Source organism: Zobellella aerophila, from assembly GCF_039539325.1.
Lineage (GTDB): Bacteria > Pseudomonadota > Gammaproteobacteria > Enterobacterales > Aeromonadaceae > Oceanimonas > Oceanimonas aerophila.
In genome coordinates, this window is the sequence record NZ_BAABCX010000001.1 from 187,867 (window position 1) to 212,163 (window position 24,297).

Sequence of the window (24,297 nt, forward strand, 5' to 3'; positions counted from 1 at the left end):
GATATGAGAAAATACTCTATCGTCGCTGCTGTGGTGGTAACAGCTCTATGGCTGCCAGGCCAAGCACGGTCTCAGACCTTGGAAGAGGCGGTGAGCCAGACCCTGACGACTCACCCCAGGGTCAAAGATGCCTTTCACCTCTACCAGTCAAGACAATATGAACAGGATGCGGCGTTTGCCGGTTATTTACCAAAAGTGGATGCCGATGCCGGCATAGGCTATGAATATACCGACAGTCCAGGTGTTCGTGATGGCAACCCCCGTAGTGACAAAACCCTGACCCGAGAGGAGTTGGGCATATCCCTGCGGCAGATGCTGTTTGACGGCTTCAAGACTCCCAGCAATGTGCATCGAACCCAGGCCGAGGCCGATGCCCAGCGTTATGCGCTCTTGGCCACCGCCGAGGATATAGCCTTGAATGTATCAGAGGTGTATCTGGATCTGTTGCGGCATTCGGAAATCGTCAAGTTGTCGCGGCAGAATTTGGAAACCCATGAACAGATCATGGCGGATATTCAAAAACGCACGACCTCGGGACTCGGTTCCAGTGCCGATCTTACCCAGATCCGGGGCCGGGTCGCACGGGCCTACTCTAATATGACTGCGGCGGAAAATAACCAGCGTGATGCCGAGAGCCGTTTCATCTCATTGGTGAATCAGGCTCCGTCGGAGTTACGTCAGCCCAAACCCGATGCCGACTATATGCCGGCTAGCTTGGATGATGCCTTGGTCAGAGCGCAAGAAAATAATCCGACTGTCATATCGGCGGTGTATGACGCAGAAGCGGCCCGTTATCAGCATCAAGATGCCAAGTCTGGCTTCTATCCCAATATTGCCATCGAGCTGGATCAAAACTGGGATGAAGACATTGACGGGGTTCGCGGGCATTACGAAGATTTTACCGCCATGATTCGCTTGCGCTACAACCTGTTTAACGGCGGCGCCGATTTGGCCCGTAGTCGTTCAACCTCGGCATTGGAGATGCAGGCAAAAGACATTCATATGAATGCCCTCCGTCAGGCGAACGAGGGAACTCGCCTGGCCTGGGTTGCTTATGAGACATTGGGCCTGCAGAAGGAGTTTTTACGCCAACATGTTGAGTCCGGTTTTGATACCGTGGGTGCTTATAAGAAACAATTCAGCCTGGGTAGTCGAACCCTTTTGGATGTGCTGAACACCGAAAATGAACTGTTTGAAGCCCGTCGTTCCTATATTAACGCCGAGTACGATCAGCTGCTCGCAGAATATCGTATCATGAATGCAACCGGACAGTTGTTGGAGTCGCTGCGGTTTACCCAACCCGAACAATGGTTAGCCAGCAAGGAATAAGCAGAGGGAGAATTGCGATGAAATCATGGATACTAATGTTGCTCTTGTTACCATTGACCGGTTGCTCTTTGACCGCAGAGCCAGAACGGGAAACGGTTTCCGCCTTTGATTTAACAGATCCAGACTGGGATGGCGTTATTAATGCGAGGGAGCAGTGTGGCGATTCGCCAAATGGTGCCGAAGTCGACAATGTCGGTTGTCATGAAGGCATGAGTCAGGTATTAAAGCAAGATCTTCTGGTGTTGTTCGCTCATGACAGTTCCGCGATCAAGCCGGAATACAGATCAGTGATCAATGACATGGCCAGATTTATGGAGCAAACACCCGGCAAGTTGCTGTTGATTGAAGGCCATGCCAGTAAGGTGGGTAGCGAGGAATATAATCTGGCGCTTTCCAAGAGGCGGGCCGAAGCGGTACGTGCGGAGCTAATAAAAGGAGGTATTTCCGGAGACCGACTCGATATCATCGGCTTTGGCGAAAGCAAACCGTTAATCATGGTGGAAAATGAAGAAGACGAGGAGTCTGCGGCTGCAAATCGCCGGGTAGTAGGGGCTCTGGCCGACTCGAGAGAGGGCATCAGGATGCGTTGGACCGTCTATAGTATGGAATAATGACCCTCTGTCGCCGCAAGGATGACGTCCGCTGTATTGCATACCTGGGTGGTTTTTTTATCAGTTTATTGCTGATATTACCCGCCCAGTCGCTGACATCAGAAGATGATGCTATGGTCGCTGCGGTGCGGGAATTTTATGGAGAGCGGGCCGGTCAGCGAGCCCGGGCTTGGCGACAGCTGGTACGTGAAGGGCAGGAGTCTGGCTGGAGCGAAAAAGAAGTCCTGAGCCGGGTGAACAGCTTTTTTAATCGCTACCATTTTATTGATGACATCAAACTATGGGGCAAGGATGATTATTGGGCTACGCCGCTAGAGATGTTGGGGGCTGCGGGAGGCGATTGCGAAGACTTCAGTGTCGCTAAGTATTTCTCTTTACTTGAGCTGGGTATCGCGGATGAGACGCTGAGATTGGTCTATGTAAAAGCGTTGCGTCTGAACCAGTTTCATATGGTCGTTGCCTATTACCCCACCCCCAGCTCGGTTCCCTTGATCCTGGATAACCTTGAAAACACTATCCGTCCGGCAACCCAAAGAACGGATCTGGTACCAGTGTACAGTTTTAATGGTCAACATCTTTGGTTGATGAAAGAAAGAGGCAGGGGGGAGTTAGCCGGACAGGCTTCGCGTTTATCCTTGTGGAATGATTTACGCAGCCGCTTTGGTGTCAATCGACTTAACAGACCCAAAATGAATCTGGAACTATAATATGACATTATATCGGCAGCTCCTGATTACTATGCTATTTCTTTTCACAGTGTTGTTTCTTACCGCTTATTTTGCGCTTTTTAACTCTACTCGTGATTACTTGGCTGAGCAGCAATACACTAATGTGGTGAATACGGCCACCTCATTAGGATTAGCACTCACGCCTTATTTAGAAACCAGTGATAAAGTAGGTGCTGAATCCGTTATTAATGCTGTTTTTGATGGCGGTTTTTATCGTAGGGTGAGGCTGGATTTACTGGCCGCAGATGATCATATTTTACGAGAGAATCTCAATTATCCACTGAGTGTGCCGGAATGGTTTGTCGGGCTTGGCCTGTTCAAGACAGTCAGTTACGAAGCGGTGTTGACATCGGGGTGGCTGCAATTAGGTAAGCTATATATAGAGGGGCATCCTAATCAAGCGTATCATGAATTGTGGAATGGCATGAGTAGACTGGCAAGCTGGTTTCTGTTCTTTTTTGTTATAGCCTGGATATCGTTAATTATTTCTTTACGCTATTTGCTCAAACCACTGTTTATGATTCGATATCAGGCTAAGGAAATAGAGCGGCATCATTTTGGCAAGACGATTCCCTTACCGCCCACCCGGGAGTTGAGAGATGTGGTCAGTGCCATTAATAACATGTCTGCAAAGCTAGAAGTTCAGTTTAACGATCAGGCTAAGGAAGTAGAACGGTTAAGGCAGAAAGCATTTTTTGATGAGACCTCTGGATTAGGGAATAGATCCTATTTTGTCTCTCAGGTATCGTCTTGGATAACGGAGGGGATACGGAGTGCTGTAATATTGGTGTCTGTTGATATACTCGATAAAATTTATCAAGAGGAAGGTTTTTCATCCCGTGATGATATGGTAAGAGTTATTGCCGAAAGGTTACGTAAGATTTGTCATCGTTATCATGAGTTTGCATTGTCACGTATATCCGCTAAAGAGTATGCCTTGCTATTACCAGAAAATGATGGTGATAATTTAAAAATATTGGGGAATGAAATAAATCAGACCATATCCGAATTGGTGGTCAATCCGGTAGAAGGTGATGACTTTTCTGTAGTGGGTGCCAGTATCCTTTATGAAGGGGCGACCGTTTCTAACTTGTTGGCAAGTGCTGACAATGCACTTAACAAAGCCAGGATGGAGAGCCTTGGCACCGTAGTTGTTGAGCAGCAAGCTTTATCAAGTGAATTGGGACGCCTGGCATGGAAAAAGATGCTTGAAGATGACATTAGAAATGATCAACTCTTGTTTTCCTCCCAAAGTGTACAAATTTTTAATGGTTCCACTTATCATCGAGAACTCTTTACCGCTATAAAAAGAGATGATAGTCACTTTAATGCAGGAGAGTTTATAAATATAATTGAGCAATTTAATCTCGGTGCTGAATTTGATAAGCACATTATTGACAAGGCTTTGGAGAAGCTGGAGGAAGACATTTCATTAAAATTGGCGGTTAACCTGACTCAGCAAAGTTGTCATAGTGAAATTTTTTGGCATCAACTGTCGTTTACTCTGGCTAAACATAGCTCAGCCGCAGAGCGACTCTTCCTGGAAATACCTGAAAGTATTTTTGCTCATGGCAAACTACCCCTAGAGGATCATCTTGCCAAACTGAATGTAAAGTGGGGCATAGATCATTTTGGCCGTCACTTCGATATACTGGGTAAACTTGCCAGGCTGCGCCCTGTTTATGTCAAGATTGATCATGCCTATACCAATCAGATACTCGAGCCGGATTACGATGATGCGTTTTTGGCGGCTGTATGCCGGGCGGCTCATAACATAGGTGCCATCGTCATCGCCACCCGGGTTGAGAATATGGCCCAGTTGGATACCTTATCCCGGCTGCATATGGATGCCTATCAGGGCTTTGTTAGTCCGATTGAATCCCTTACTTGATTATTGTTCTATTTTTTAGGTTGAAAAGGTGATTTAATAATCAGCTTTAGCCTATTTTTTGTACGTGATGATTCTAACCCCCACCCCTAAGCTTTAGTAAAAGGAACAGTTAAGGCGAAGGGGAATGCCATGGAAACTATCACTATTAATGCCCCAGTACGGATCTCCAGCCTGGAGGGGGCTGCCTACATTGTGTTGCAAGACGGTACTCAGCAACCGGTCAAGCAAGGGCAGATATTGCCGGCGGGGACTGTGTTGCTGGTCGATACCAACACCCAGGTCGAGTATATTCCCGTTGCAGATGGGGTGGCCGAGGCTCCGCCCATCGCCGATAGCCCGACCCCGCTCGGCGAGATCAGTGAGTTGCAGGCGGCGATACTGGCCGGGTTTGATCCGACCGAGCTGTTTGCGGCGCCCGCTGCTGGCCAGGGGACCGATGGTCCTGTCGGACAGGGCAGTGGTAATGGTGGGTTTATCGCGATCGACCGGATTGGTGGTTTTACCCAGCCGGTGGCCGGCTTTGATACCAATTTCAACCCCATTCTGTTCGATAATATTGATCTGATCCAGCCGGAAGAAAGCGACTCTATTCCGGAGCTGGTGATCATTTTCGATCCTTCCCCGACCCCGTCAGGTGGCCAACCTCAACTCCCTGACGGCGGCACCTTTGTGGAGGAAAGCGCCTTGCCCGGGGGGAGCAATGCCGCCAGCGACAATGAGTGTGCGACCGGCCGTTTTGATATCGATACTGGCACGGATAAGCTGGCTAAGCTCGAGATCAGGTTGGCCAATGGCGAGTGGGTCGATGTGACCGGAGGCGGACAGGTTGCCGGTCAGTACGGCACCCTGGAGGTAACCCTGGTCGATGGGGTCTATCAATGGCGTTATGAGCTGAACGGGCCAGCGGATCATCCCGGTATCGATAAAGTAGGCGAGGACGATATCCTCAAGGATTTGTTTGAAGTGCGGGTCACGGACGATGACGGTGACCAGGCCTCGGCGGGCATGACGGTTAATATTTTAGATGACGGTCCCGTCGCCAACGACGATAGTTTCCAAGTCAACGAAACCGGGCTGCCCAATTGTAACTTGGTATTGGTGATCGATACCTCGGGCAGTATGGGCTGGATCATCGGAGGTCCCGGCATTCCGGGTGAGACGGGGGTCAATGGTTCACCGAACCGACTTGAGTTGGCCAAGGAAGCCCTGATCAACCTGATCAACAGCTACCAGGGAATTACCACAGAACTGAATATCACCGTGATTGATTTCGGCGGCTCGGTAAAAAACACGGTGGTGAATATGACTGCCGAGCAGGCCATTGCCCATATAAATTCATTAACGGCCGGGGGCACGACCAATTATACCGATCCCCTGGAAGATGCTCAGGCTATTCTGGATCAACAGCTTGACAGCCTGCCGGGTTATGAGCACAAGGTGTATTTCCTGTCCGACGGCTTCCCCAACGAAGGCTCGGCGCCCGCCGGCTGGCAGGTATTTGTCGATGCCAATGGCATCGATGTTATCGCCGTAGGGATCAGCATCCCCGAATCCGCGGTCGCGGAGCTGGATAAGGTTGGCAACAGCGGTGACACCACACTGGTTATCAATGACCCCTTTGAGCTGGACGATGCCTTGCAGGATACGGTGCCCACTCCCACTCAGCTTTCCGGTAATGTGCTGGACAATGATGTGTCCGGTGCGGATGGTTTTAAAGGGGTGATCTCCGTTGCCATAGTGGTCAAGGATCCCTCTGACTATGAGGGGCAGGCTGGTGTTACCGTTGAGGGACAGGGTGACGGTACTTTCCTCGTTACCTACGCGGTTCCCGAGTCGGGCACGGTCGACGTGATCACCGAAAACGGCGGCACTCTGACCATAGGGCGCGACGGTGCGTTCAGCTACAGTGGCCCGGGCGATGTCGATGAAGATACCACCGAAACATTCGTCTACACCATGGCAGATCAAGATGGCGATACCAGCAGCGCCAGGCTAGAAATAACCATCAAGGATAAGGACGGCGATACACCTCCTCCCGGTGGTGATCCCGGTGATAACGGTGGGCACGAACCTCCTCCCGGTGGTGACCCTGATGATAACGGCGGGCACCATCATTGTCCTCCCATCACGCATTCGGTGGACAGTCTGAGTGTGGCCAATGCGGCTGCCTCTTTCCTGGGACACTGGCACTATACGGCCGGTGCGGCCGGCCTGTTGCTCGACATAGATGGTGTCGATGGGGGTATCAACCTGTCACTGCTGACCGGACTGGAAGGTATTATTCTTGAACGGCAGGACAGATATAGCGATGAAAGCTATCTGGGAGAAAGACTGACGGCCCATATCGACAGGGATCATGACGGCGTGATAGGCGATGACGATGCCATTTTCTTTACCTTGGATATGAACGTCGACGGCAGCTATGACTTTAACCTGGTCACCCCCCATCCGGTGATGACAGAGTCGTTGTTTTTCAATGAGCAACTGCCCGGTAGTTTCGAAGAGCTATGGGCAGAGCAGATATTAGAGACAGATCTTACCACCGATATTCGTTTCAGCGGCAGCGGTAAGGTCAATCCCAGTCAGCAGGGCATAGGCGTGGGCAGTAACCTGTTCGATAGTGGTGAAACATTAAAGCTCGAGTTTTTCCAGGGAGATAAAGACGCAAAAACCGCTACCCACCCGACCCTGCAAAAGGAAATTGACAAGCTGACCCTGTCCTTTAAGTTCGGCGGCAACGGCTCCAGTGCCAATATGCAGTTTTTATTACTTTCTGCCGCCGGGGTCGTGCTGCATGACTTCCAGCAGACAGTGAATGCAGAAGGGGGAGGCCTTGGCTCCATTACCATAGATGCCGGCATCATCCAGAATGTGGATGGTTTCTACGCCGTTCAAATCAAGCACCTCGGCGGCGATGATGTCCGCCTCTATAGCACCGACACTTCGGTTAGCCTTCTGCCCGATGACCAGCTGCTGGAATTTGATGTCACCACCATCGATTGTGCGGGTGACAGCGTCTCCAGCCGGTTTAGCATAGTGATTGATGGTAATACCCAGCACCTGGCCGGTACTATCGGCAGTGATGAACTCCATGCATCGGTCAGCAGCAAGGCTTACATTCAGGGCATGGGCGGCAATGATATCTTGATTGGTGGCGGTGAAAACGATGTGCTGGTAGGCGGGGATGGCGATGATCTGCTGCAGGGAGGGGGTGGAGACGATATCCTGATCGGCGGGCTGGGTAATAATATACTGACCGGGGGCGAGGGGGCCGACATCCTGGTCTTTAATCAGGCCCAGGCCGGCTCCCTCAATATCATCAGCGATTTTGAAAAAGGCGTAGACATCCTGGATCTGCGCGATCTCCTGGTCGGCGAACAAAACGGGGTCATTACCGATTATATCAGTGTCACCTTGAGTGGCAATGATACCCTGCTTACCCTGTCTCCTAACGGAGATGGGAGTCAACAGCAGCAGATACAGCTGCAGGGAGTGGACCTGATGAGTATGTATGGCGCTACCGACAGTGCGCATCTACTGCAACTGATGCAGGAAGATCAATCATTGATCATCGATAAGTAAGCCGAGGGCAGCCAGATGGCTGCCCTGCTTGTCTTCGGAGCAGATAACATGGCCAGGATCAGTGTGGTACAGCTTCAGGGGGTAGATTATCGTTGGGATGGTCAGGATATATGGGTGCAGGCCGGTCTTGGGAGTGATTGGCGACTGGCCGGCCCCCAACTGGAGCGAATTGAAATCCTGGATGAAGATGGCGAGGTAGCCGGGTTTTTTTCGATCGACTTCGAGCGTCAGAGCTGGTCTTACCATGGTGATCCGGACCCTGATGATATCCGATTGATTGACGATAACGGAGACCTTGTCCCTTTGGGGGGCTTAGTTTCGGCACATGACATCCTCGGTGACGTACACGCCCTGTTTGAACAGGATAACTTGAACATAGAGTCAGTTCTTGACGTGGTGGTCGCGGATCCCCTGGACGATTTATTAGGGGAGGAAAAGCCGCTGCTCGCCTTGCTGGACTATGGTCACGAGCCACCGCCTTTGGGTGATGAGGTGATCAATGATGTTATCAGCTGGCTGGACTTTTACTCCCATTATGAATGAAGCTATTGGTGTCTTTCAGGTCTTATCTCGCCACCTTCTATCACGGGAAAACACCATGCGTTCATTTAAACTTGCCCTCTTACCCCTGTTGTTCAGTTCCGCCGGCTTTGCCATCAGTGTACCGGATGCCCCCCATCTGGTAACGCAGGGCGAGGCGGAAATCAAGGTCGCCCCCGATATGGCAACCTTGTCGGTGGCGGTGACCGCCGTAAAAGAAGACAGCCGTACCGCGAAAGAAGAGGTGGATACCAAGGTCGCGGCCTTGTTCAGTGGTTTAAGTGCGCTCGGTATTAACAAGGAGGATGTGGACGGAGGTAATCTGGTGACTCGTCCGGATTATCACTACCCCAGGGAGGGGAAACCGGAACTGAACGGTTATCTGGCCGAACGCAATATCACTATCCGCTTGTACCAGCTGGAACATTTAAGCCAGGTTCTGGATCTGGTATTGGAGCATGGGGTACAGAACATCCAGCAGATTACCTATGGTTCCCGGGACGCCAAAGGTTACCAGCAGCAGGCCAGGGCGGCGGCGATAGAGCATGCGAAAGCCATCGCCACCGAATTGGCGGCGGGTTTTGATCATGAGCTTGGGGATGTTTATGCCATTGAATATCAAAACCCATCTCCCTCCCTGCCTCGGCATTATGGCGTTGCCAAGATGGCGATGGCGGATAGCGCCGATACCAGTTATGTACAGAATGAAATTCATTTTAAGGACAATGTGCAGGTGGTTTTTCAACTCAACTAAGGCGTTTTTTCCGACTTGTCTCCGGCGGCAGCCGTTAAAAAAAAATTTATAACTTAAAAAAACTTGAGTTTAACCACAAAAATTTCCTAAAGCCGCCGTTTTTGATACTTTATATCTAGTCTCGCAGTTGTCATAAAGGATCAGGTAATGGCTAGTTATTCTTTAGAAAAGGATAAAATAAAGGTTTTGTTGCTGGAAGGTGTTCATCCTGGAACAGTTGAGTCTTTCAAACAGGCTGGTTACAGCAATATCGACTATATAAAAACATCCCTGAGTGATGCTGATCTGAAAGAGCGGATCAAGGATGTGCACTTTGTCGGGATCCGCTCCCGTACCCAGCTGACCGATTCGGTGCTGGACGCTGCCGAGAAATTGGTCGCTATAGGTTGTTTTTGCATAGGTACTAACCAGGTAGACCTCGAAGCCGCCGAAATACGTGGTATCCCGGTGTTTAACGCCCCCTTCTCCAACACCCGCAGTGTAGCGGAACTGGTATTGGGTCAGTTGCTGCTGTTGTTGCGCGGCATTCCCGAGCGTAACGCCCTGGCCCATCGCGGCATCTGGCAAAAAACCGCTACTCACTCTTTCGAGGCCCGCGGCAAGAAGCTGGGTATTATCGGCTATGGCCATATCGGCACCCAATTGGGCATTATCGCCGAAGGTATCGGCATGCAGGTGTTCTACTACGATATCGAGAACAAACTGTCTCTGGGTAACGCTACCCAGATAGCCAGCCTGGAAGAGTTGCTGAATATGTCCGATGTGGTGTCCCTGCATGTGCCCGAGACCCCGCAGACCAAAAACATGTTTGGTGCCGCCGAACTGGCCATGATGAAGCCGGGCGCGATCCTGATCAACGCCTCCCGAGGGACAGTCATCGACATCGACGCCCTGACCGAGTCCCTGGTCAGCAAGCATATTGCCGGTGCCGCCATCGATGTGTTCCCGGTTGAGCCCAAGTCTAACGACGAAGAGTTTGTCTCTCCGCTGCGGGCCTTTGACAATGTCATCCTGACTCCCCATATCGGTGGCTCAACCCAGGAAGCCCAGGAGAATATCGGCTATGAGGTGGCCGGCAAGTTGATCAAGTATTCCGACAACGGTTCTACCCTGTCGGCGGTTAATTTCCCCGAGGTGTCGTTGCCTGAGCATTCCGGCACCAGCCGCCTGCTACACATTCACCATAACAAGCCGGGTGTGCTGAGCCAGATTGCCCAGGCGTTCGCCGGTGACAATATCAACATCGCCGCCCAGTACCTGCAAACCACGCCCAAGATTGGCTATGTGGTGATCGATGTGGAAACGGCGCAAAGTGAACAGGCGCTGGCCAAATTGAAGGCCATCAGCGGCACCATCCGGGCCCGGATCCTGCACTGAGCATTGCTTAATGGAAGGGGCGAAAGCCCCTTCATACCTGCTCTGGTAGTTCCCTTCCTACAGGGTAATGGTTGCGAACAGGCAATCCTTGCCGAGACGTTGCCTCAAAATCTTCACTGTGGCCGCATGGCCGACGCTCACGGCTACCTGGGCCAGGCTGGAACAGTTTGTCTCGGCCAGATAGATTTCCCCGTTACCGATAAGGTTGTTACCTCTCCTAAATAACTGTTCCTAATACTGCTACATCAATCGAGTAGCACACGCAGACACGCCACTCGATGTTTCAACCCACAGCGAACATTCACTGGATGTTCGGTTGGATTAAAACACCTCGTCACGGCGAGCAAGCTCGCCCCATGTGGGCTCCGCTACGCCATCTGACCATCATGGTTGACTGAAATGCCGGAACGGCAGGAGCATTTTCCGGCCCTGGCGCAGAGGGTCTGCTTAGCGATACCCGGTTGTTGTCTCGAGTGACCTACTATTCGGAACAGCTGTTTATTCGTTCGTTACTGGTGGCATGATGATGCCAGATTGATTTCAAGCATGTGTCGTGGCTGATTAACCACAGGTCGCTGGCGTATAACCCATGAGTCATTCAATAAGAAACTATAGCCGTTGAACGGGACTCACGATGGTCTCAAATATGATGGTGATGGGCCGCTATTCAGCACCACACCATGGAAGGCAACCTCATAAGGAACATGCAAGGATGCAGTTAGGTATCAAATCTTTATCGACGAAAGTCCGGGCGCTGGGCGCAATATCTTTACTCACGCTGTCCCTGGCCAACGGCGCCAATGCGACCAGTCAACCGGGCAACGGAACCTTAATCAGGCCGATTTTCTCTTCTGTGGTTGAAGAAAGATTTCGTGGTGAAATAGCCATGGCTGGTCTGCAGGAGCTGGGTTACCAGGTTGCAGAGCCGAAGGAAACCGAATATGCCACCCTTATGCTGGCCATGGCATTTGACGAGGCGGATTTCAGTGTACATCTGTGGGATATCCTGCACGACGGCTTCTATCAGAAAGCCGGTGGTGACGCCAAACTGGTCAAAGTGGGTGAGGTTATCCCAGGGGTGTTGCAGGGGTATCTGATTGACAAAAAAACCGCGGACGATTACGACATCCGTTCGCTGGACGATCTGAAAAAACCGGAAATCGCCCGGCTGTTCGACATCGATGGCGACGGCAAGGCGGATCTGAGCGGTTGTAATCCGGGGTGGGGTTGCGAACCGGTTATCAATCATCATATCGCCAGCTACGGGCTGGATAAGACCGTCAGCCACCATAGAGGCCCTTATTTTGCACTGATGGCGGATACCATTTCCCGCTACCAGGCCGGTAAGCCCATCCTCTATTTCACCTGGGTTCCGCAGTGGATTTCCGGCGTACTGGTACCGGGCCAGGATGTACAATGGCTGGAAGTGCCCTACAGCAGTCTGCCGGATGGCAACAAGGGGGTGAACACCACCTTCGAGGGGAAAAACCTGGGCTTTGCCATCGACAAGGTCATGGCGGTGATGGGGCGTGATTTTGCCGCACAGAATCCGGCGGCGAAAACCTTTCTGTCATTGGTTCAGCTCTCTGCCGGGGAGGAGAGCGCGCAGAATCTGAAGGTAAAGCAAGGCGAAGTTTCTCCTGCGGATATTAAGCGCCATGCCCAGGAGTGGATTTCGGCCAACCGGGACACCTTCGATGGCTGGCTGGAGCAGGCACGGGCGACCATCAACTGAGTGGGTATTTAAGAGGCGTCTCGGTATCCGCCACCACGGTGGCGGAGCCCTGCAGGCTCCGGCCTGAACCGGTTATATCGCTTCCGGACGGATATCCAGCTCGTCGACAAAACGCTCGACACTCAGCTCCGCCTGTTTCACTTCGTCGAAGGTGGCGATATGGAGGACGGCGTCGCCTTCGTTCACCAAAGGCATGGTCAGGCAGCCGATCACTATGCCGGCCTTGGGGGCGATCACTTCACAATGGGCCACGCCTAAAGGTGCGTTGATGGTACCAAGGCACTGGCCTTTTACCACCCGCTCCCCCAGTTTTGTCTTAAGCTGCAATAGTCCATCCTGCTCGGCCCGGATCCAGCTGCTGGACTTGGCAATCATGGGCACAGAGCGGGCCTTGGTGACCTGGCTCTTGATCATTTCCAGGCGGCGCATCACATTGAGGATACCCCGGACACCGGCCTTGATCGCCAGGGGATCAAAACGCAGCGCCTCGCCCGCTTCATAGAGAATAACCGGCTGCCCCCGGCCTTCTGCCACCGCCCTGAGTGAGCCGTCGCGTATGCTGGCGTCGAGTATCACGGGGGCCCCGAACGCCTCGGCCATCTGACGGGTGATCTCGCAGTCCAGTTTGGCCCGTACCTGGGGCAGGTTGGCCCTGTGTATGGCTCCGGTATGCAGATCGATGATGTGGGTGCACTTGCTGACCACTTCATCGATAAAAAAATGGGCCACCCTGGAGCCTAACGAACCTTTTTCCGAGCCGGGAAAGCAACGGTTGAGGTCACGCCGGTCCGGCAGGTAACGGGACTTATGGATAAAACCGAAGACATTGACGACCGGCACGGCCACCACTGTGCCCCTTAGCCGCACCGGGTTGATCTTGGCCAGCACCTGATTGACCACTTCGATGCCGTTGAGCTCATCGCCGTGGAGGGCGGCACAGATCAACAACACGGGCCCCGGCTGTTTACCGTGTACCACCTCCACCGGCACCGTCAGGGGGGATTGGGTGTAGAGCTGTGCCAGGGCCAGCTGCATGATCTGACGCGAGCCCGGGGGGGTATGGGTATTGGCAATTTCAAAGGCCTGCACCATCAACCACGCTCCCAGGTTTTGGTTTTTTTGTGATGATGGCTTTCTATGTGCTGGATAAGCAGATCGGCCACATCTTTGCCGGTGGCAACTTCAATGCCTTCGAGGCCGGGGGAGGAGTTGACCTCCATGACCAGCGGGCCCCGCTTGGAGCGCAGCATATCAACGCCAGCCACGCTCAGGCCCATGGCCTTGGCTGAGGCGATGGCCGTTTTACGTTCTTCCGGGCTGATCCTGATCAGTTGGGCCTTGCCCCCCCGATGCAGGTTGGAGCGAAACTCACCTTCCTTCGCCTGTCGTTTCATGGCGGCGATCACCTTGTCGCCCAGTACGAAACAGCGGATATCGGCGCCCTTGGCCTCATCGATAAATTCCTGCACCATGATATTGGCTTTCAGGCCCATAAAGGCCTCGAGCACGCTTTCCGCCGCTTTACGGGTTTCGGCCAGCACCACACCTATGCCCTGGGTGCCTTCCAGCAACTTAATGACCAGCGGGGCACCGCCCACCATGTTGATCAAGTCCGGTACATCGCCCGGTTTACAGGCAAAGCCGGTGATCGGCATGCCCACGCCCTTTCCGGACAGCAGTTGCAGGGAGCGCAGTTTGTCACGGGCACGGCTGATGGCGGCGGAGCGATTGAGGGTATAACAATCCATCATTTCCAGCTGGCGTAGCACGGAGCAGCCATAAAAGGTGACCGAGGCGCCGATGCGGGGGATGATCGCATCAAACTGTTCCAGCTCCTCGCCCTGGTAGTGGATCGACGGCCTGCTGGCATTGATGTTCATGTAGCATTTCAATACATCCAATATCCTGACCTCATGACCCCGTCGTTCGGCCGCTTCTTGTAAGCGGCGGGTGGAGTAAAGGGATGCGTTGCGGGAAAGAATGGCAATTTTCATGATACTGGTTCGGCTCTCTGATTCTATCGGCCTGTTTTAGGCTATGTCTGTGAAAAGGCACACTATCTACTGGATATAGCGTCGTTTCACCAACGAGAAAAACCCGCCGTGAAGTCAAAAAATTTAATCCGTTACCCTTAAGCGTAGTGCAAAGGTATTGGCCAGAGGGTCATGGCCGGCGCTAGCCGCAGTGACCGATGCTCGACCAGCCGGTGCCGAGGTGGGGGAGTCGGCCGGACAATGTTTAGCCAATGGCTTTCCTTGTGCGTGTATCTATGCCTAAATAGTTGATCTCAGGGCTTGCAACGAGCCGGTGGTTTGTTTGTAAGTCCAACGCCCACGATACAGGAGGAATCTCATGTCTTCCCCAGTCAATAGTCCCTTCAGTGATATCCTCACCGTCGGTGATCAGCACTACCGCTATTTCAGCCTGCAACGATTACCGGACCAGCAGGCGCTGAGCCGGCTGCCCAAATCCCTCAAGGTGTTGACCGAAAACCTGTTGCGCAACCTGGATAATGACGGCGTGGTGATGGCCGATATCCAGGCCATGCATGACTGGTTGAAGGCCGGCCGGACGGAGCGGGAAATCGCCTTCCGCCCGGTACGGGTGCTGATGCAGGACTTTACCGGTGTGCCGGCGGTGGTGGATCTGGCCGCCATGCGCGATGCGGTCAAACGCCTGGGAGGGGAGGTGGAGCGGGTCAACCCCTTGTCGGCGGTGGATTTGGTGATTGACCACTCGGTGATGGTGGATGCCTTCGCCAGTAAAGACTCCTTTGCCACCAATGTGGATATGGAAATGGCCCGTAACCAGGAGCGTTACGCCTTCCTGCGCTGGGGCCAGCAAACCTTTGCCAATTTCCGGGTGGTGCCACCGGGCACCGGCATCTGCCATCAGGTTAACCTGGAATACCTGGGCCAGGCGGTCTGGCAACAGCAACAGGATGGCCTCACCGTCGCCTGTCCCGATACCCTGGTGGGCACCGACTCCCACACCACCATGATCAACGCCCTGGGCGTGCTCGGCTGGGGGGTTGGCGGCATAGAGGCGGAGGCGGCCATGCTCGGTCAGCCGGTGTCCATGCTGATCCCCGAGGTGGTGGGCTTTAAACTGACCGGCAAGTTGCGGGAAGGCATTACCGCCACCGATCTGGTGCTGACCGTGGTGCAGATGCTGCGTGAGTATGGGGTGGTGGGCAAGTTCGTGGAATTCTATGGTGACGGCCTGGCCGATCTGCCATTGGCTGATCGGGCGACCATCGCCAATATGGCACCGGAATATGGCGCCACCTGTGGATTTTTCCCGATAGATGAGGAAACCCTGCGCTATATGGCGCTCACCGGCCGCGAGCCGCAGCAGCTGGCGCTGGTGGAAGCTTATGCCAAGGCCCAGGGACTATGGCGAAATCGAGGCGATGAGCCGGTCTTTACCGGCACCCTGGAGCTCGATATGGATGAGGTGGTGGCCTGCCTGGCGGGGCCGAAACGGCCCCAGGACAAGGTGGCCCTGGCCAAGGTGCCCGCCGCCTTCGAACTGGCCATGGGCCAGGACGGCAGGCAGCCGGATCAGCTGCAGGAGGAACACCTCGATGAGGAGGGGGGCCAGACAGCCATCGGCGCCGAGAATGCGGTCAAGGGTGTACGCTTCGAGCTGGACGGCGAGCATCACCATTTGGAGGAGGGGGCCGTGGTGATCGCCGCCATTACCTCCTGCACCAATACCTCCAATCCCAGCGTGCTGATGGCTGCGGGCCTGCTGGCCAAGGCGGCGGTGGAAAAAGGCCTGACCCGGGCACCCTGGGTCAAGAGTTCGCTGGCACCCGGCTCCAAGGTCGTCACCGATTATTTAACCAAAGCCGGCTTGATGCCCTACCTGGAGCAACTGGGCTTCTACCTGGTCGGCTATGGCTGCACCACCTGTATCGGCAACTCGGGTCCGCTGCCCGCACCGATAGAAGCGGCCATCAATGAAGAGCAGGTGACGGTGGCGGCCGTGTTGTCGGGCAACCGCAACTTCGAGGGCAGGATCCACCCCCTGGTGCAAACCAACTGGCTGGCGTCACCGCCGCTGGTGGTGGCCTATGCCCTGGCCGGTAACATGAGTGTGGATCTGACCCGGGATCCCCTGGGCACGGACCAGCAGGGCAAGCCCGTCTACCTCAAGGATATCTGGCCGAGCCAGGGCGAGATCAACCGGGCGGTGGCCCAGGTACAGAGCGAGATGTTCAGCAAGGAATATGCCGCCATTTTCGACGGCGACGCCCGCTGGCGGGGGATCAGCGTGCCTTCGTCCAGCACCTATGCCTGGCAGCAGGACTCCAGCTATATCCGGCATCCGCCTTTCTTCAGCGAGATGGGCAAGCAGCCCGAGGCGATAGAGGACATTAAGGATGCCCGTCTGCTGGCGTTGCTCGGTGATTCGGTCACCACAGATCATATTTCCCCGGCCGGCAACATCAAGGCCGACAGCCCGGCCGGCCACTATCTGCAGTCGCTGGGGGTGGCGATCGGGGATTTCAATTCCTACGGTTCCCGCCGCGGCAACCATGAGGTGATGATGCGCGGCACCTTTGCCAATATCCGCATCCGCAACCTGATGTTGGATGGGGTTGAAGGCGGGGAGACCCGCCATTATCCCAGCGGGGAGCAGCTGTCCATCTATGATGCGGCCATGCGCTACCAGCGGCAGGGAGTGCCGCTGGTGGTGGTGGCCGGCAAGGAATACGGCACCGGTTCCAGCCGCGACTGGGCGGCGAAGGGCACCCGCCTGCTGGGGGTGCGCGCGGTACTGGCCGAATCCTTCGAACGCATTCACAGATCCAACCTGATCGGCATGGGGGTGGTGCCGCTGGAGTTTACCCGCGGTGACAGTGCCAGCATCCTGGGATTGAAAGGTGATGAGCTGATCAGCATTACCGGTCTGGATGAGCTGGAGCCGGGCAAGCTGCTGGCGGTCCAGATTGTCGGAGCCGAGGGTAACAAAAATACCATCCGGGCCCGTTGCCGTATTGATACCGGCAACGAGCTGAGCTACTACCGGCACGGCGGCATACTGCATTATGTGATCCGGGGTATGCTGGAGTAACGGGACACACCCTAATCAGTTCAGGGTGGCCAGTATCACCTGGGAGGGGGCGAACCGGGCCCAGGCTCGCTCGCCCCGCTTAATTCGCAGGCTGGCGCTGGTTTCCTTGGTCAGCAGGGCACAGAGGTTTTCCCCCTGTTCCAAGCGCAACAGGTATTCATCAAACTCCTCGCCCGGGATGATGTCGGTGATGGTCCCCGCCAGTTGGTTGTCACCGACAGCCGGCGTCGGTTGGCCGGTGAGCCCTATCCAGGGCGCCTTGATCAGCGCCAGCACCTCCTTGCCCGGTTCAAGCTTGAGCCGCCGGCAACTGGACTCGGTAATGTCCGCATAGAGGGGGACGCCTCCGGCCATGCTCAGGGTGACCTTGCGGCTGATGTCGGTGGGATCCAGGCTGACAACCCGGGTAAAAAACTGGTTGCGGGCACTGGTCTGCAGCGAAAAGCGGGCGACCACCGCCAGTAGGCTGTCGAGCGAGGCGTTGTCATCCTGCAGGGCGGTGACCGCCATGCGTTCAATTTGGCCTAGTAAATCGTATATTTTCAGCAGGCGCAGGCCGTAGGGAGTGAGTTCGGCGCCGCCGCCGCCCTTGCCGCCGGTTTCGCTGCTTACCACCGGCTGCTCCGCCAGCTCGTTCATGGCTTTTATCGCATCCCAGGCGGATTTGTAGCTGATACCCGCGGCCCGGGCTCCCTGGCTGATCGAACCATGCTCCCGGATCTGCTCCAGCAGGCGGATACGCTTGGGGTTAACGAACAAGGTGTCCCGGCGGTTGAGGCTGAGCAGTATGTCCAGATCCATCGGAAGGGTCCTCTGAGAAACAGCGCCTATTGTGGCGCGACTGGGCGGCCAGTACAAATGGCAATGGACCCGTCATCAATCGTTGTATTTTTTTATATATAGCGATAGGGTGTCAGCATTACTGGCGGGTAAGGCCCGCCGCTATCGTTATATAACTAAATACACAAGCCTTAAGGACGAGCCTTCACATGAAAAAAATATTCCTGCTGAGCTGCCTGCTGGTTTTCTCCGTCCCGTTGGCGGCGGATGAGCTCAGGGTCGCGGTGGCGACCAACTTTATCGAGGTAATGAAGCAGCTGGTCAAGGCCTTCGAACAGCAAAGCGGCCACAAGGTTGTCCTGTCCTCGGGAGCGACCGGCAAACTCTATGCCCAGATCAAGAATGAGGCGCCTTTCGATCTGTTCTTTGCCGCCGATGAACAGCGCCCCCTGCTGCTGGAGCAGGAAGGCATCGCTGTGCCGGCCAGCCGCTTTACCTATGCCCTGGGCAAACTGGTGCTATGGAGTCCTGATGCCGGCTATATCGACGACAACCTGACGGTGCTGAAAGGGCAGCGGTTCCGTTTCCTGTCCATCGCCAACCCGGCGACGGCCCCCTATGGGCGGGCGGCCCAGGAGGTACTGGAAAAGCTGGGGCTGTGGGACGAGCTGCAGGGCCGGATGGTGCGCGGCGAGAATATCGGCCAGGCCTATCAGTATGTTTACAGCCGCAATGCCCAGCTTGGTTTTGTGGCCAAGGCCCAGGTGTTCCGGGGCGGAGAATTCGACGACGGCTCCTATTGGCAAGTGCCCGATGACTTCTATTCGCCCATCATTCAGCAGGCGGTGTTATTGCAGGACTCCGCCGCGGCCCGTGCCCTGATCGAGTATGTGCGCAGCCCCGATGCCATCGCCTTGATTGAATCCTACGGTTATGATGTGGCCGGGGATAGCCCCCTGCTTTCCCGGCATGAGTAAGGGGGGAGCATGTCGTTTTCCCCCCAGGACATGGCGGCGCTGTGGCTGACCTTGCGGCTGGCCGGCGTGACCGTGCTGCTGTTGCTGGTGCTGGGTACACCACTGGCCTGGTGGTTGAGCCAGAGCCGCTGCCGTTTCAAAACCGTCATCGAGGCTATGGTGGCCTTACCCCTGGTGCTGCCGCCTACCGTCCTGGGCTTCTACCTGCTGCTGGCGCTGGGTCCGAATGGCCCTCTTGGCGCCTTGTCCCAGGCCCTGGGTAGCGGCTCTCTGGCCTTTACCTTCACCGGTTTGGTGATCGGCTCGGCATGCTATTCCCTGCCGTTTGTGGTGCAGCCGCTGCAGGGGGCCTTTACCACCATCGGGCGGCGGCCGCTGGAGGTCGCGGCCACCCTGCGCGCCTCAAAGCTGGACTGCTTCTTTACCGTGGTCATACCGCTGGCCCGCAATGGTTTCCTGACTGCCATCGTGCTGGGTTTTGCCCATACCCTAGGGGAGTTCGGCGTGGTGCTGATGATAGGAGGTAATATCCCCGGACTGACCCAGGTCATTTCGATTGCCATCTACGACCATGTGGAAACCCTGCAATATGTCGAGGCCCACCTGTTGTCGGGCATGCTACTGGCGCTGTCCTTCAGCATACTGATGGCGGTCTACATGCTTAACCGGCGCTTCTCGGTGGTGCATCCATGACCATTCAGGCCGCTTTCTATCTGCAGCGCCGCAACTTTGTGCTGGATGTCGATATGGAACTGCCGCTTGAGGGGGTGACGGCGTTGTTCGGTCCTTCTGGGTGCGGCAAAACCAGCCTGTTGCGGGCCATGGCCGGGCTGGAACGGTGCCGGGGCCGGCTCCGCCTGGGCGAGCAGTGCTGGCAGGATGATGGCTATTTTATGCCAACATACAAAAGAGAGCTCGGCTATGTGTTCCAGGAGGCCAGCCTGTTCGCGCATCTGTCGGTCCAGGGTAACCTGGAGTACGGCTGGAAACGGCTGCCGCCCGCTGCCCGCACGGTGGCGCAGGCGGATGTGATCGACTGGCTGGGACTGGCTCCCTTGCTGAAACACAGGGCGAGTGAGCTGTCCGGCGGCCAGCGGCAACGGGTAGCCATAGGCCGGGCGCTGCTGACCAGCCCGAGGTTGTTGCTGCTGGATGAACCGCTTTCCGCCCTGGATCGTCAGGCCAAGCGGGAGATACTGCCGCTGCTCGAAGGCCTCGCCGCCCGTACCCGGGTGCCCATCTTCTATGTGACCCATGCGCCGGAGGAGGTGGAGCGGCTGGCCGACCGGGTCGTCTTTATGCGGGACGGCCAAATCCGCCATATCGACAGCCTGCGGCAGGCCCTGTCCCGGCCCGACTCTCCCCTGTTCGTGGATGAAGGGGCGGTCAGTATCATAGAGGGGACTGTGGGCGAAAGCCTGCCCGATGGCCGTACCCCCTTCACCTTCAACGGCCTCTGCCTGTGGCTGGTAAAGCCTTTGCGCCAGCCCGTTACCCGGGCCCGGCTGCGGATCCTGGCCTCGGATGTGAGCCTGTCGCTGCACCCCCTGCCCGATGTGTCCATTCTCAACCAGCTGGCGTTGACCATCATCCGGGTGTATCCGGCACGGGAGGGCAGGGTACTGGTGGCGGGGAAGCTCGCCGACGGCCAGCCGCTGCTGGCGGAAATCTCGGCCTATTCGGCGGTACTGCTCGGCTTGGCGGAGGGGCAGCAGGTCTACGCGTTGATCAAGGCGGTTGCCCTGCTGACCTGAAGCGGCCATAAAAAAGCCGGGCCCAGGCCCAATGCCGTTCACTTAAGATGCAAAGGGGAGCCCTCCTCCACACGCCGATTCGCCGAAATCCCATCCCTGGGGGCTCGGCGGCGTCATCCATGACGCCAACGGTCGGTTTGGTAGATGAGGGCTCCCCTTAACTGAACAGCATTTGGGTCTGGGCCCGGCTGGTGTGGATGATGGGGCTTAAACGCCCTGGCGGACCACACCGGCAGGAGAGCCAATCAGCAGCACATCGGCGCCTCTGTGGGCGAACAGGCCGCTGGTGACTACGCCGACGATGGCATTGATACGGGTTTCCAGCGCCTTGGGATCGGCTATCTTCAAGCCGTGCACGTCCAGGATATGGTTGCCGTTGTCGGTGACCACGCCTTCCCGATACACCGGCTTGCCGCCGAGTTTGGTCAGCTCGCGGGCCACGTATTCCCGCGCCATGGGGATAACCTCAACCGGCAACGGGAAGGTACCCAGTACATCTACGGTCTTGGAGCCGTCGACGATACAGACAAAGCGGTCGGCCACCGCCGCGACGATCTTTTCCCGGGTGAGGGCCGCACCCCCGCCCTTGATCATGGCCATGGATGCATCGATCTCGTCGGCGCCATCCACGTAGACCGCCAGTTCACGGATGTCATTGAGATCGAACACCGGGATCTCCAACGCCTGCAGGCGGGCGCTGGATGCCTCGGAGCTGGATACTGCCCCTTTGATCTGGTCTTTGATGGACCCCAAAGCGTCGATAAAATGGTTAACGGTCGAGCCGGTGCCGACGCCGACGATGGTGCCCGGGGTCACATAATCCAGGGCGGCCCAGCCGGCCGCCTTCTTCATTTCATCTTGTGTCATGACTGTCTCCTGCAAAATTGTCGGCATTATAGCAAAGGGCCACCGCCTTGCATGTGCCTTTTACCAGCTTACCAGCGCCAGTGTCGGCCTGGGGTGATCAGCTCGGGCAGGGGCACGTCCCAGCTGTCTACCGGTATTGAGTCAACCTGCTGACAATTATGGGCCAGCCCCACCGGCTGTGGTCCCGGCCCGTTGCGCCAGCCGGCCAGGGTTCTGTCGTAGAAACCGCCGCCCATGCCCATGCGATTGCCTTGGGCATCAAACGCCACCAACGGGGTGAAGATAAGCTCGAGCTCAGACTTGGGCAGGATCAGCCGTGAATCGAGCCTGGGTTCGGGAATGCCGAAGCGATTGGCTTGCAGTGGGGTGTCCGGAGTGTAATGCAGAAACAGCAGATGGCCCGGGCTGAAGGGATGCAGCACCGGCAGGTACACCCGGGAGCCCCGGGACCAGTACCATTCGATCAGCGGGTGAGGGTCCAGCTCGCCGTCGTTGGCCAGATAGAGGGCCACGGCCCGGGCCGAACTGAGGTGGTCGGCCCGGCGTACATGGTCGATTACGGCCTGGGCGGCGTCATTTTGTTGCTGCGTGGACAGCTGGTTACGGCAGTGGCGGATGTGCCGGCGCAGTGTGAGTCTGTCTGTCATCCATCTAGCTCTCGTGAAATGGGTCAGGATAAGGTCAGCGGTTCCAGGGGCTGTTCTTGAGTCGCAGGTAGAGTTCTTCCACTTCTTTACGGGCCCAGGGGGTGCGACGCAGGAACTTCAGGCTGGACTTGATGCTGGGATCCGACTTGAAGCAATTGATATTGACCCGGCGCGCCAGCTCGGGCCAGCCGTAACGTTGCACCAGTTCGGTGAGCAGGGCTTCAAGGGTAATACCATGCAGGGGATTATTGGGCTGTGATGGAGGCATCCTGATTCCTGGGTCATTGTTTGGGCACAATTGTACCGCCTTGCGCCGGCGAGAACAGGAATATTCGACAGGATATAAAGAGTGGGGGTCCCCAGGATGCCGTTGCAGGTGTTAGTCCTTGAACCCGTTGGTTCAAGGCGGAAATCCGGTATTAACCGCAGGCGTCTCGGTCGGGCCGAGCATGCTCAATAGTTGATAACGCGGCTTTCCTGTGCTGTTGATATCGGCTCAGGGACGCCACCTTACTGACGAACATCCCAGGGAAAACGGGTATATAAATCTTCTACCCGGGCAGTCTAACTAAAATGGTGCCCGGCGTGTAGCGTTGAGTTCAAAAATTTCGACAAATTTAGTTTGCGCTGGCCAAGGCTGCTTCTATGGTGTGTTGCAGCATCTTGATGCGTCTGTCCATGGCATCAGCATATTGATGATTCTTGTCCTTTTCAAGCTCCAGCTCGTGGCAGACGTTCAGTGCCACCATGATCGCCATCTGCTCGTTGGCGGAAGACTTGCCGCCTTTTTTCATGGTATTGATGCGCTCGTTGAGCATCTCAGCCGCCCGCTGTAATGCCGCTTCTTGTCCTGGAGGACAGGCTACCTTGTAGGGGCGCCCGAGAATAACGATGTCGATTGCCGCTCTGGTCATGTGTTCCTCAGGTGGCGTGCACGATGGGGCGAAAAAGTTCTGGCGACTATATAGCGGCCTATTAGAAGTTTCAAGGGGTTGTACTGGTTTGGCGGGGGTTGCGGTGCTAGGATCAGCGATATTCCGGACAGTATTCTGCATATTCGAGTAAATAATGAACGACAAGGCCCGACTTGATTACGATGCATTCTCCGACCTGCTGGAGCAGCACAACATGGTCGTCACCCCCGCCGAGGTGCATGGCGTCCTTTGCGGTTTGATCTGCGGTGGCATGGCCAAGGATGATGTGCGTTGGCAGGAGCATTTCAATGCCTTGCTCAACGACGACTTCGGCCTGCCGGCGGAGCTGAAAAAAGCGGTCAACCTGCTGTTTTACCGTATCTATGACGAGCTGCTGAGCCAGACTCAGTTTGAGCTGTTGCTGCCCCAGGACGATACCCCCCTGGATGAACGCATCGATGCCCTGATTGAATGGGCCGGTGCCTTCCTGGCCGGTTTCGGCGTGGTGCAGCAGGAGTTGAACAAGGCATCTCCCGAACTGCGGGAAATGATCCAGGACATCAGCGGTATCACCCAGCTGTCTTCCGAGTTCGATCAGGAAGACGAAGAAAACGAAGCCGCCTTCGTGGTCCTGTACGAACACCTGAAACTGGGTGTCACCCTGGCCTTCGAGGAATTCGGCAAGGGTCAGCCGGTACCCAAGCGTCCGACCTTGCACTAAGTTTCACC

Annotated in this window: 21 protein-coding genes and 1 other RNA gene; 14 read left to right on the forward strand and 8 right to left on the reverse strand. The window is 55.6% G+C overall.

All coding sequences use genetic code 11. From position 1 onward, the window contains the following. Nucleotides 1-3 precede the first annotated feature (3 nt). The 9 genes from ABD806_RS00870 (at nucleotide 4) to proX (ending at nucleotide 12,547) form a co-directional block, all read left to right on the forward strand. Nucleotides 4-1,329, forward strand: coding sequence for a TolC family outer membrane protein (locus tag ABD806_RS00870; RefSeq protein ID WP_344953691.1), 1,326 nt, complete (start codon nucleotides 4-6; stop codon nucleotides 1,327-1,329). Between the two features lie 17 nt (nucleotides 1,330-1,346). After that, entirely contained in the window at nucleotides 1,347-1,940 is a 594-nt protein-coding gene (locus ABD806_RS00875; RefSeq protein WP_344953694.1) for an OmpA family protein, read from the forward strand. Further along, nucleotides 1,940-2,647 (forward strand): transglutaminase-like cysteine peptidase, encoded by a 708-nt coding sequence (locus ABD806_RS00880; protein ID WP_344953697.1) that lies wholly within the window; start codon nucleotides 1,940-1,942, stop codon nucleotides 2,645-2,647. Before ABD806_RS00875 ends, ABD806_RS00880 begins: the two co-directional genes overlap by 1 nt. A 1-nt stretch (nucleotide 2,648) precedes the next feature. After that, complete coding sequence (locus tag ABD806_RS00885) at nucleotides 2,649-4,559, forward strand: bifunctional diguanylate cyclase/phosphodiesterase (RefSeq protein ID WP_344953700.1); 1,911 nt, start codon at nucleotides 2,649-2,651, stop codon at nucleotides 4,557-4,559. 129 nt (nucleotides 4,560-4,688) lie between these two features. Continuing rightward, nucleotides 4,689-8,141 (forward strand): retention module-containing protein, encoded by a 3,453-nt coding sequence (locus ABD806_RS00890; RefSeq protein ID WP_344953703.1) that lies wholly within the window; start codon nucleotides 4,689-4,691, stop codon nucleotides 8,139-8,141. A gap of 15 nt (nucleotides 8,142-8,156) precedes the next feature. Then, a complete protein-coding gene (locus tag ABD806_RS00895; RefSeq protein WP_344953705.1) occupies nucleotides 8,157-8,684 on the forward strand; it encodes a hypothetical protein in 528 nt (175 codons plus the stop codon). A 55-nt stretch (nucleotides 8,685-8,739) separates the two neighbouring features. After that, nucleotides 8,740-9,435 carry an SIMPL domain-containing protein gene (locus ABD806_RS00900; RefSeq protein WP_344953708.1) on the forward strand — a complete coding sequence of 232 codons (696 nt, stop codon included), beginning with the start codon at nucleotides 8,740-8,742 and terminating at the stop codon, nucleotides 9,433-9,435. 147 nt (nucleotides 9,436-9,582) lie between these two features. After that, the gene (gene serA, locus ABD806_RS00905; RefSeq protein WP_344953711.1) at nucleotides 9,583-10,812 is read left to right on the forward strand and encodes a phosphoglycerate dehydrogenase; all 1,230 of its coding nucleotides are present in this window, start codon (nucleotides 9,583-9,585) and stop codon (nucleotides 10,810-10,812) included. Between the two features lie 712 nt (nucleotides 10,813-11,524). Further along, entirely contained in the window at nucleotides 11,525-12,547 is a 1,023-nt protein-coding gene (gene proX, locus ABD806_RS00910; RefSeq protein ID WP_344953714.1) for a glycine betaine/L-proline ABC transporter substrate-binding protein ProX, read from the forward strand. Nucleotides 12,548-12,619: 72 nt separating this feature from the next. On the opposite strand, the gene ABD806_RS00915 is transcribed toward proX, so the two are convergent. Both ABD806_RS00915 and rimK read right to left on the reverse strand, forming a co-directional pair. Next, nucleotides 12,620-13,639: a succinylglutamate desuccinylase/aspartoacylase family protein gene (locus ABD806_RS00915; RefSeq protein ID WP_344953717.1), complete on the reverse strand. Its 1,020-nt coding sequence runs from the start codon at nucleotides 13,637-13,639 to the stop codon at nucleotides 12,620-12,622. Next, the gene (gene rimK / locus ABD806_RS00920) at nucleotides 13,639-14,541 is read right to left on the reverse strand and encodes a 30S ribosomal protein S6--L-glutamate ligase (protein WP_344953720.1); all 903 of its coding nucleotides are present in this window, start codon (nucleotides 14,539-14,541) and stop codon (nucleotides 13,639-13,641) included. The genes ABD806_RS00915 and rimK overlap by 1 nt, the downstream gene beginning before the upstream one ends. Before the next feature lie 358 nt (nucleotides 14,542-14,899). Here rimK and acnA point away from each other — a divergent pair, with 358 nt between their 5' ends. Then, nucleotides 14,900-17,629, forward strand: coding sequence for an aconitate hydratase AcnA (gene acnA / locus ABD806_RS00925; RefSeq protein WP_344953723.1), 2,730 nt, complete (start codon nucleotides 14,900-14,902; stop codon nucleotides 17,627-17,629). Nucleotides 17,630-17,644: 15 nt separating this feature from the next. Here the strand turns inward: acnA and ABD806_RS00930 are convergent, their stop codons facing one another. Beyond that, nucleotides 17,645-18,430 (reverse strand): TOBE domain-containing protein, encoded by a 786-nt coding sequence (locus ABD806_RS00930; protein WP_344953726.1) that lies wholly within the window; start codon nucleotides 18,428-18,430, stop codon nucleotides 17,645-17,647. Nucleotides 18,431-18,618: 188 nt separating this feature from the next. Between ABD806_RS00930 and modA the strand changes: the two genes are divergently transcribed. The 3 genes from modA to modC are packed head-to-tail and all read left to right on the forward strand — an operon-like array spanning nucleotide 18,619 to nucleotide 21,140. Beyond that, nucleotides 18,619-19,386, forward strand: a complete 768-nt coding sequence (modA, locus tag ABD806_RS00935) for a molybdate ABC transporter substrate-binding protein (RefSeq protein ID WP_344953728.1) — start codon at nucleotides 18,619-18,621, stop codon at nucleotides 19,384-19,386. A 9-nt stretch (nucleotides 19,387-19,395) separates the two neighbouring features. Beyond that, the gene (modB, locus tag ABD806_RS00940; protein WP_344953731.1) at nucleotides 19,396-20,079 is read left to right on the forward strand and encodes a molybdate ABC transporter permease subunit; all 684 of its coding nucleotides are present in this window, start codon (nucleotides 19,396-19,398) and stop codon (nucleotides 20,077-20,079) included. Beyond that, on the forward strand, nucleotides 20,076-21,140 hold the full coding sequence (gene modC, locus ABD806_RS00945; protein ID WP_344953734.1) for a molybdenum ABC transporter ATP-binding protein: 1,065 nt from the start codon (nucleotides 20,076-20,078) through the stop codon (nucleotides 21,138-21,140). The genes modB and modC overlap by 4 nt, the downstream gene beginning before the upstream one ends. Before the next feature lie 207 nt (nucleotides 21,141-21,347). On the opposite strand, the gene rpiA is transcribed toward modC, so the two are convergent. From rpiA to zapA, 5 genes are all read right to left on the reverse strand, one after another. Then, nucleotides 21,348-22,007: a ribose-5-phosphate isomerase RpiA gene (gene rpiA / locus ABD806_RS00950; protein WP_344953737.1), complete on the reverse strand. Its 660-nt coding sequence runs from the start codon at nucleotides 22,005-22,007 to the stop codon at nucleotides 21,348-21,350. A gap of 68 nt (nucleotides 22,008-22,075) precedes the next feature. After that, a complete protein-coding gene (locus tag ABD806_RS00955; protein ID WP_344953740.1) occupies nucleotides 22,076-22,654 on the reverse strand; it encodes a 5-formyltetrahydrofolate cyclo-ligase in 579 nt (192 codons plus the stop codon). A gap of 34 nt (nucleotides 22,655-22,688) precedes the next feature. Continuing rightward, on the reverse strand, nucleotides 22,689-22,922 hold the full coding sequence (locus tag ABD806_RS00960; RefSeq protein ID WP_344953743.1) for a VF530 family protein: 234 nt from the start codon (nucleotides 22,920-22,922) through the stop codon (nucleotides 22,689-22,691). Nucleotides 22,923-23,006: 84 nt separating this feature from the next. After that, nucleotides 23,007-23,189: non-coding RNA, 6S RNA (ssrS, locus tag ABD806_RS00965), on the reverse strand. A gap of 82 nt (nucleotides 23,190-23,271) precedes the next feature. Next, nucleotides 23,272-23,568 carry a cell division protein ZapA gene (gene zapA, locus ABD806_RS00970; RefSeq protein WP_344953746.1) on the reverse strand — a complete coding sequence of 99 codons (297 nt, stop codon included), beginning with the start codon at nucleotides 23,566-23,568 and terminating at the stop codon, nucleotides 23,272-23,274. 154 nt (nucleotides 23,569-23,722) lie between these two features. Between zapA and ABD806_RS00975 the strand changes: the two genes are divergently transcribed. After that, the gene (locus tag ABD806_RS00975; protein WP_344953749.1) at nucleotides 23,723-24,289 is read left to right on the forward strand and encodes a UPF0149 family protein; all 567 of its coding nucleotides are present in this window, start codon (nucleotides 23,723-23,725) and stop codon (nucleotides 24,287-24,289) included. Nucleotides 24,290-24,297: the final 8 nt, after the last annotated feature.

What these genes read in the sequence shown, in the direction of transcription:
- ABD806_RS00870 (WP_344953691.1), top strand. Translation starts at nt 4, where the DNA reads ATGAGAAAATACTCTATCGTCGCTGCTGTGGTGGTAACAGCTCTATGG.
- ABD806_RS00875 (WP_344953694.1), top strand. Translation starts at nt 1,347, where the DNA reads ATGAAATCATGGATACTAATGTTGCTCTTGTTACCATTGACCGGTTGC.
- ABD806_RS00880 (WP_344953697.1), top strand. Translation starts at nt 1,940, where the DNA reads ATGACCCTCTGTCGCCGCAAGGATGACGTCCGCTGTATTGCATACCTG.
- ABD806_RS00885 (WP_344953700.1), top strand. Translation starts at nt 2,649, where the DNA reads ATGACATTATATCGGCAGCTCCTGATTACTATGCTATTTCTTTTCACA.
- ABD806_RS00890 (WP_344953703.1), top strand. Translation starts at nt 4,689, where the DNA reads ATGGAAACTATCACTATTAATGCCCCAGTACGGATCTCCAGCCTGGAG.
- ABD806_RS00895 (WP_344953705.1), top strand. Translation starts at nt 8,157, where the DNA reads ATGGCTGCCCTGCTTGTCTTCGGAGCAGATAACATGGCCAGGATCAGT.
- ABD806_RS00900 (WP_344953708.1), top strand. Translation starts at nt 8,740, where the DNA reads ATGCGTTCATTTAAACTTGCCCTCTTACCCCTGTTGTTCAGTTCCGCC.
- serA (WP_344953711.1), top strand. Translation starts at nt 9,583, where the DNA reads ATGGCTAGTTATTCTTTAGAAAAGGATAAAATAAAGGTTTTGTTGCTG.
- proX (WP_344953714.1), top strand. Translation starts at nt 11,525, where the DNA reads ATGCAGTTAGGTATCAAATCTTTATCGACGAAAGTCCGGGCGCTGGGC.
- ABD806_RS00915 (WP_344953717.1), bottom strand. Translation starts at nt 13,639, where the DNA reads ATGGTGCAGGCCTTTGAAATTGCCAATACCCATACCCCCCCGGGCTCG.
- rimK (WP_344953720.1), bottom strand. Translation starts at nt 14,541, where the DNA reads ATGAAAATTGCCATTCTTTCCCGCAACGCATCCCTTTACTCCACCCGC.
- acnA (WP_344953723.1), top strand. Translation starts at nt 14,900, where the DNA reads ATGTCTTCCCCAGTCAATAGTCCCTTCAGTGATATCCTCACCGTCGGT.
- ABD806_RS00930 (WP_344953726.1), bottom strand. Translation starts at nt 18,430, where the DNA reads ATGGATCTGGACATACTGCTCAGCCTCAACCGCCGGGACACCTTGTTC.
- modA (WP_344953728.1), top strand. Translation starts at nt 18,619, where the DNA reads ATGAAAAAAATATTCCTGCTGAGCTGCCTGCTGGTTTTCTCCGTCCCG.
- modB (WP_344953731.1), top strand. Translation starts at nt 19,396, where the DNA reads ATGTCGTTTTCCCCCCAGGACATGGCGGCGCTGTGGCTGACCTTGCGG.
- modC (WP_344953734.1), top strand. Translation starts at nt 20,076, where the DNA reads ATGACCATTCAGGCCGCTTTCTATCTGCAGCGCCGCAACTTTGTGCTG.
- rpiA (WP_344953737.1), bottom strand. Translation starts at nt 22,007, where the DNA reads ATGACACAAGATGAAATGAAGAAGGCGGCCGGCTGGGCCGCCCTGGAT.
- ABD806_RS00955 (WP_344953740.1), bottom strand. Translation starts at nt 22,654, where the DNA reads ATGACAGACAGACTCACACTGCGCCGGCACATCCGCCACTGCCGTAAC.
- ABD806_RS00960 (WP_344953743.1), bottom strand. Translation starts at nt 22,922, where the DNA reads ATGCCTCCATCACAGCCCAATAATCCCCTGCATGGTATTACCCTTGAA.
- zapA (WP_344953746.1), bottom strand. Translation starts at nt 23,568, where the DNA reads ATGACCAGAGCGGCAATCGACATCGTTATTCTCGGGCGCCCCTACAAG.
- ABD806_RS00975 (WP_344953749.1), top strand. Translation starts at nt 23,723, where the DNA reads ATGAACGACAAGGCCCGACTTGATTACGATGCATTCTCCGACCTGCTG.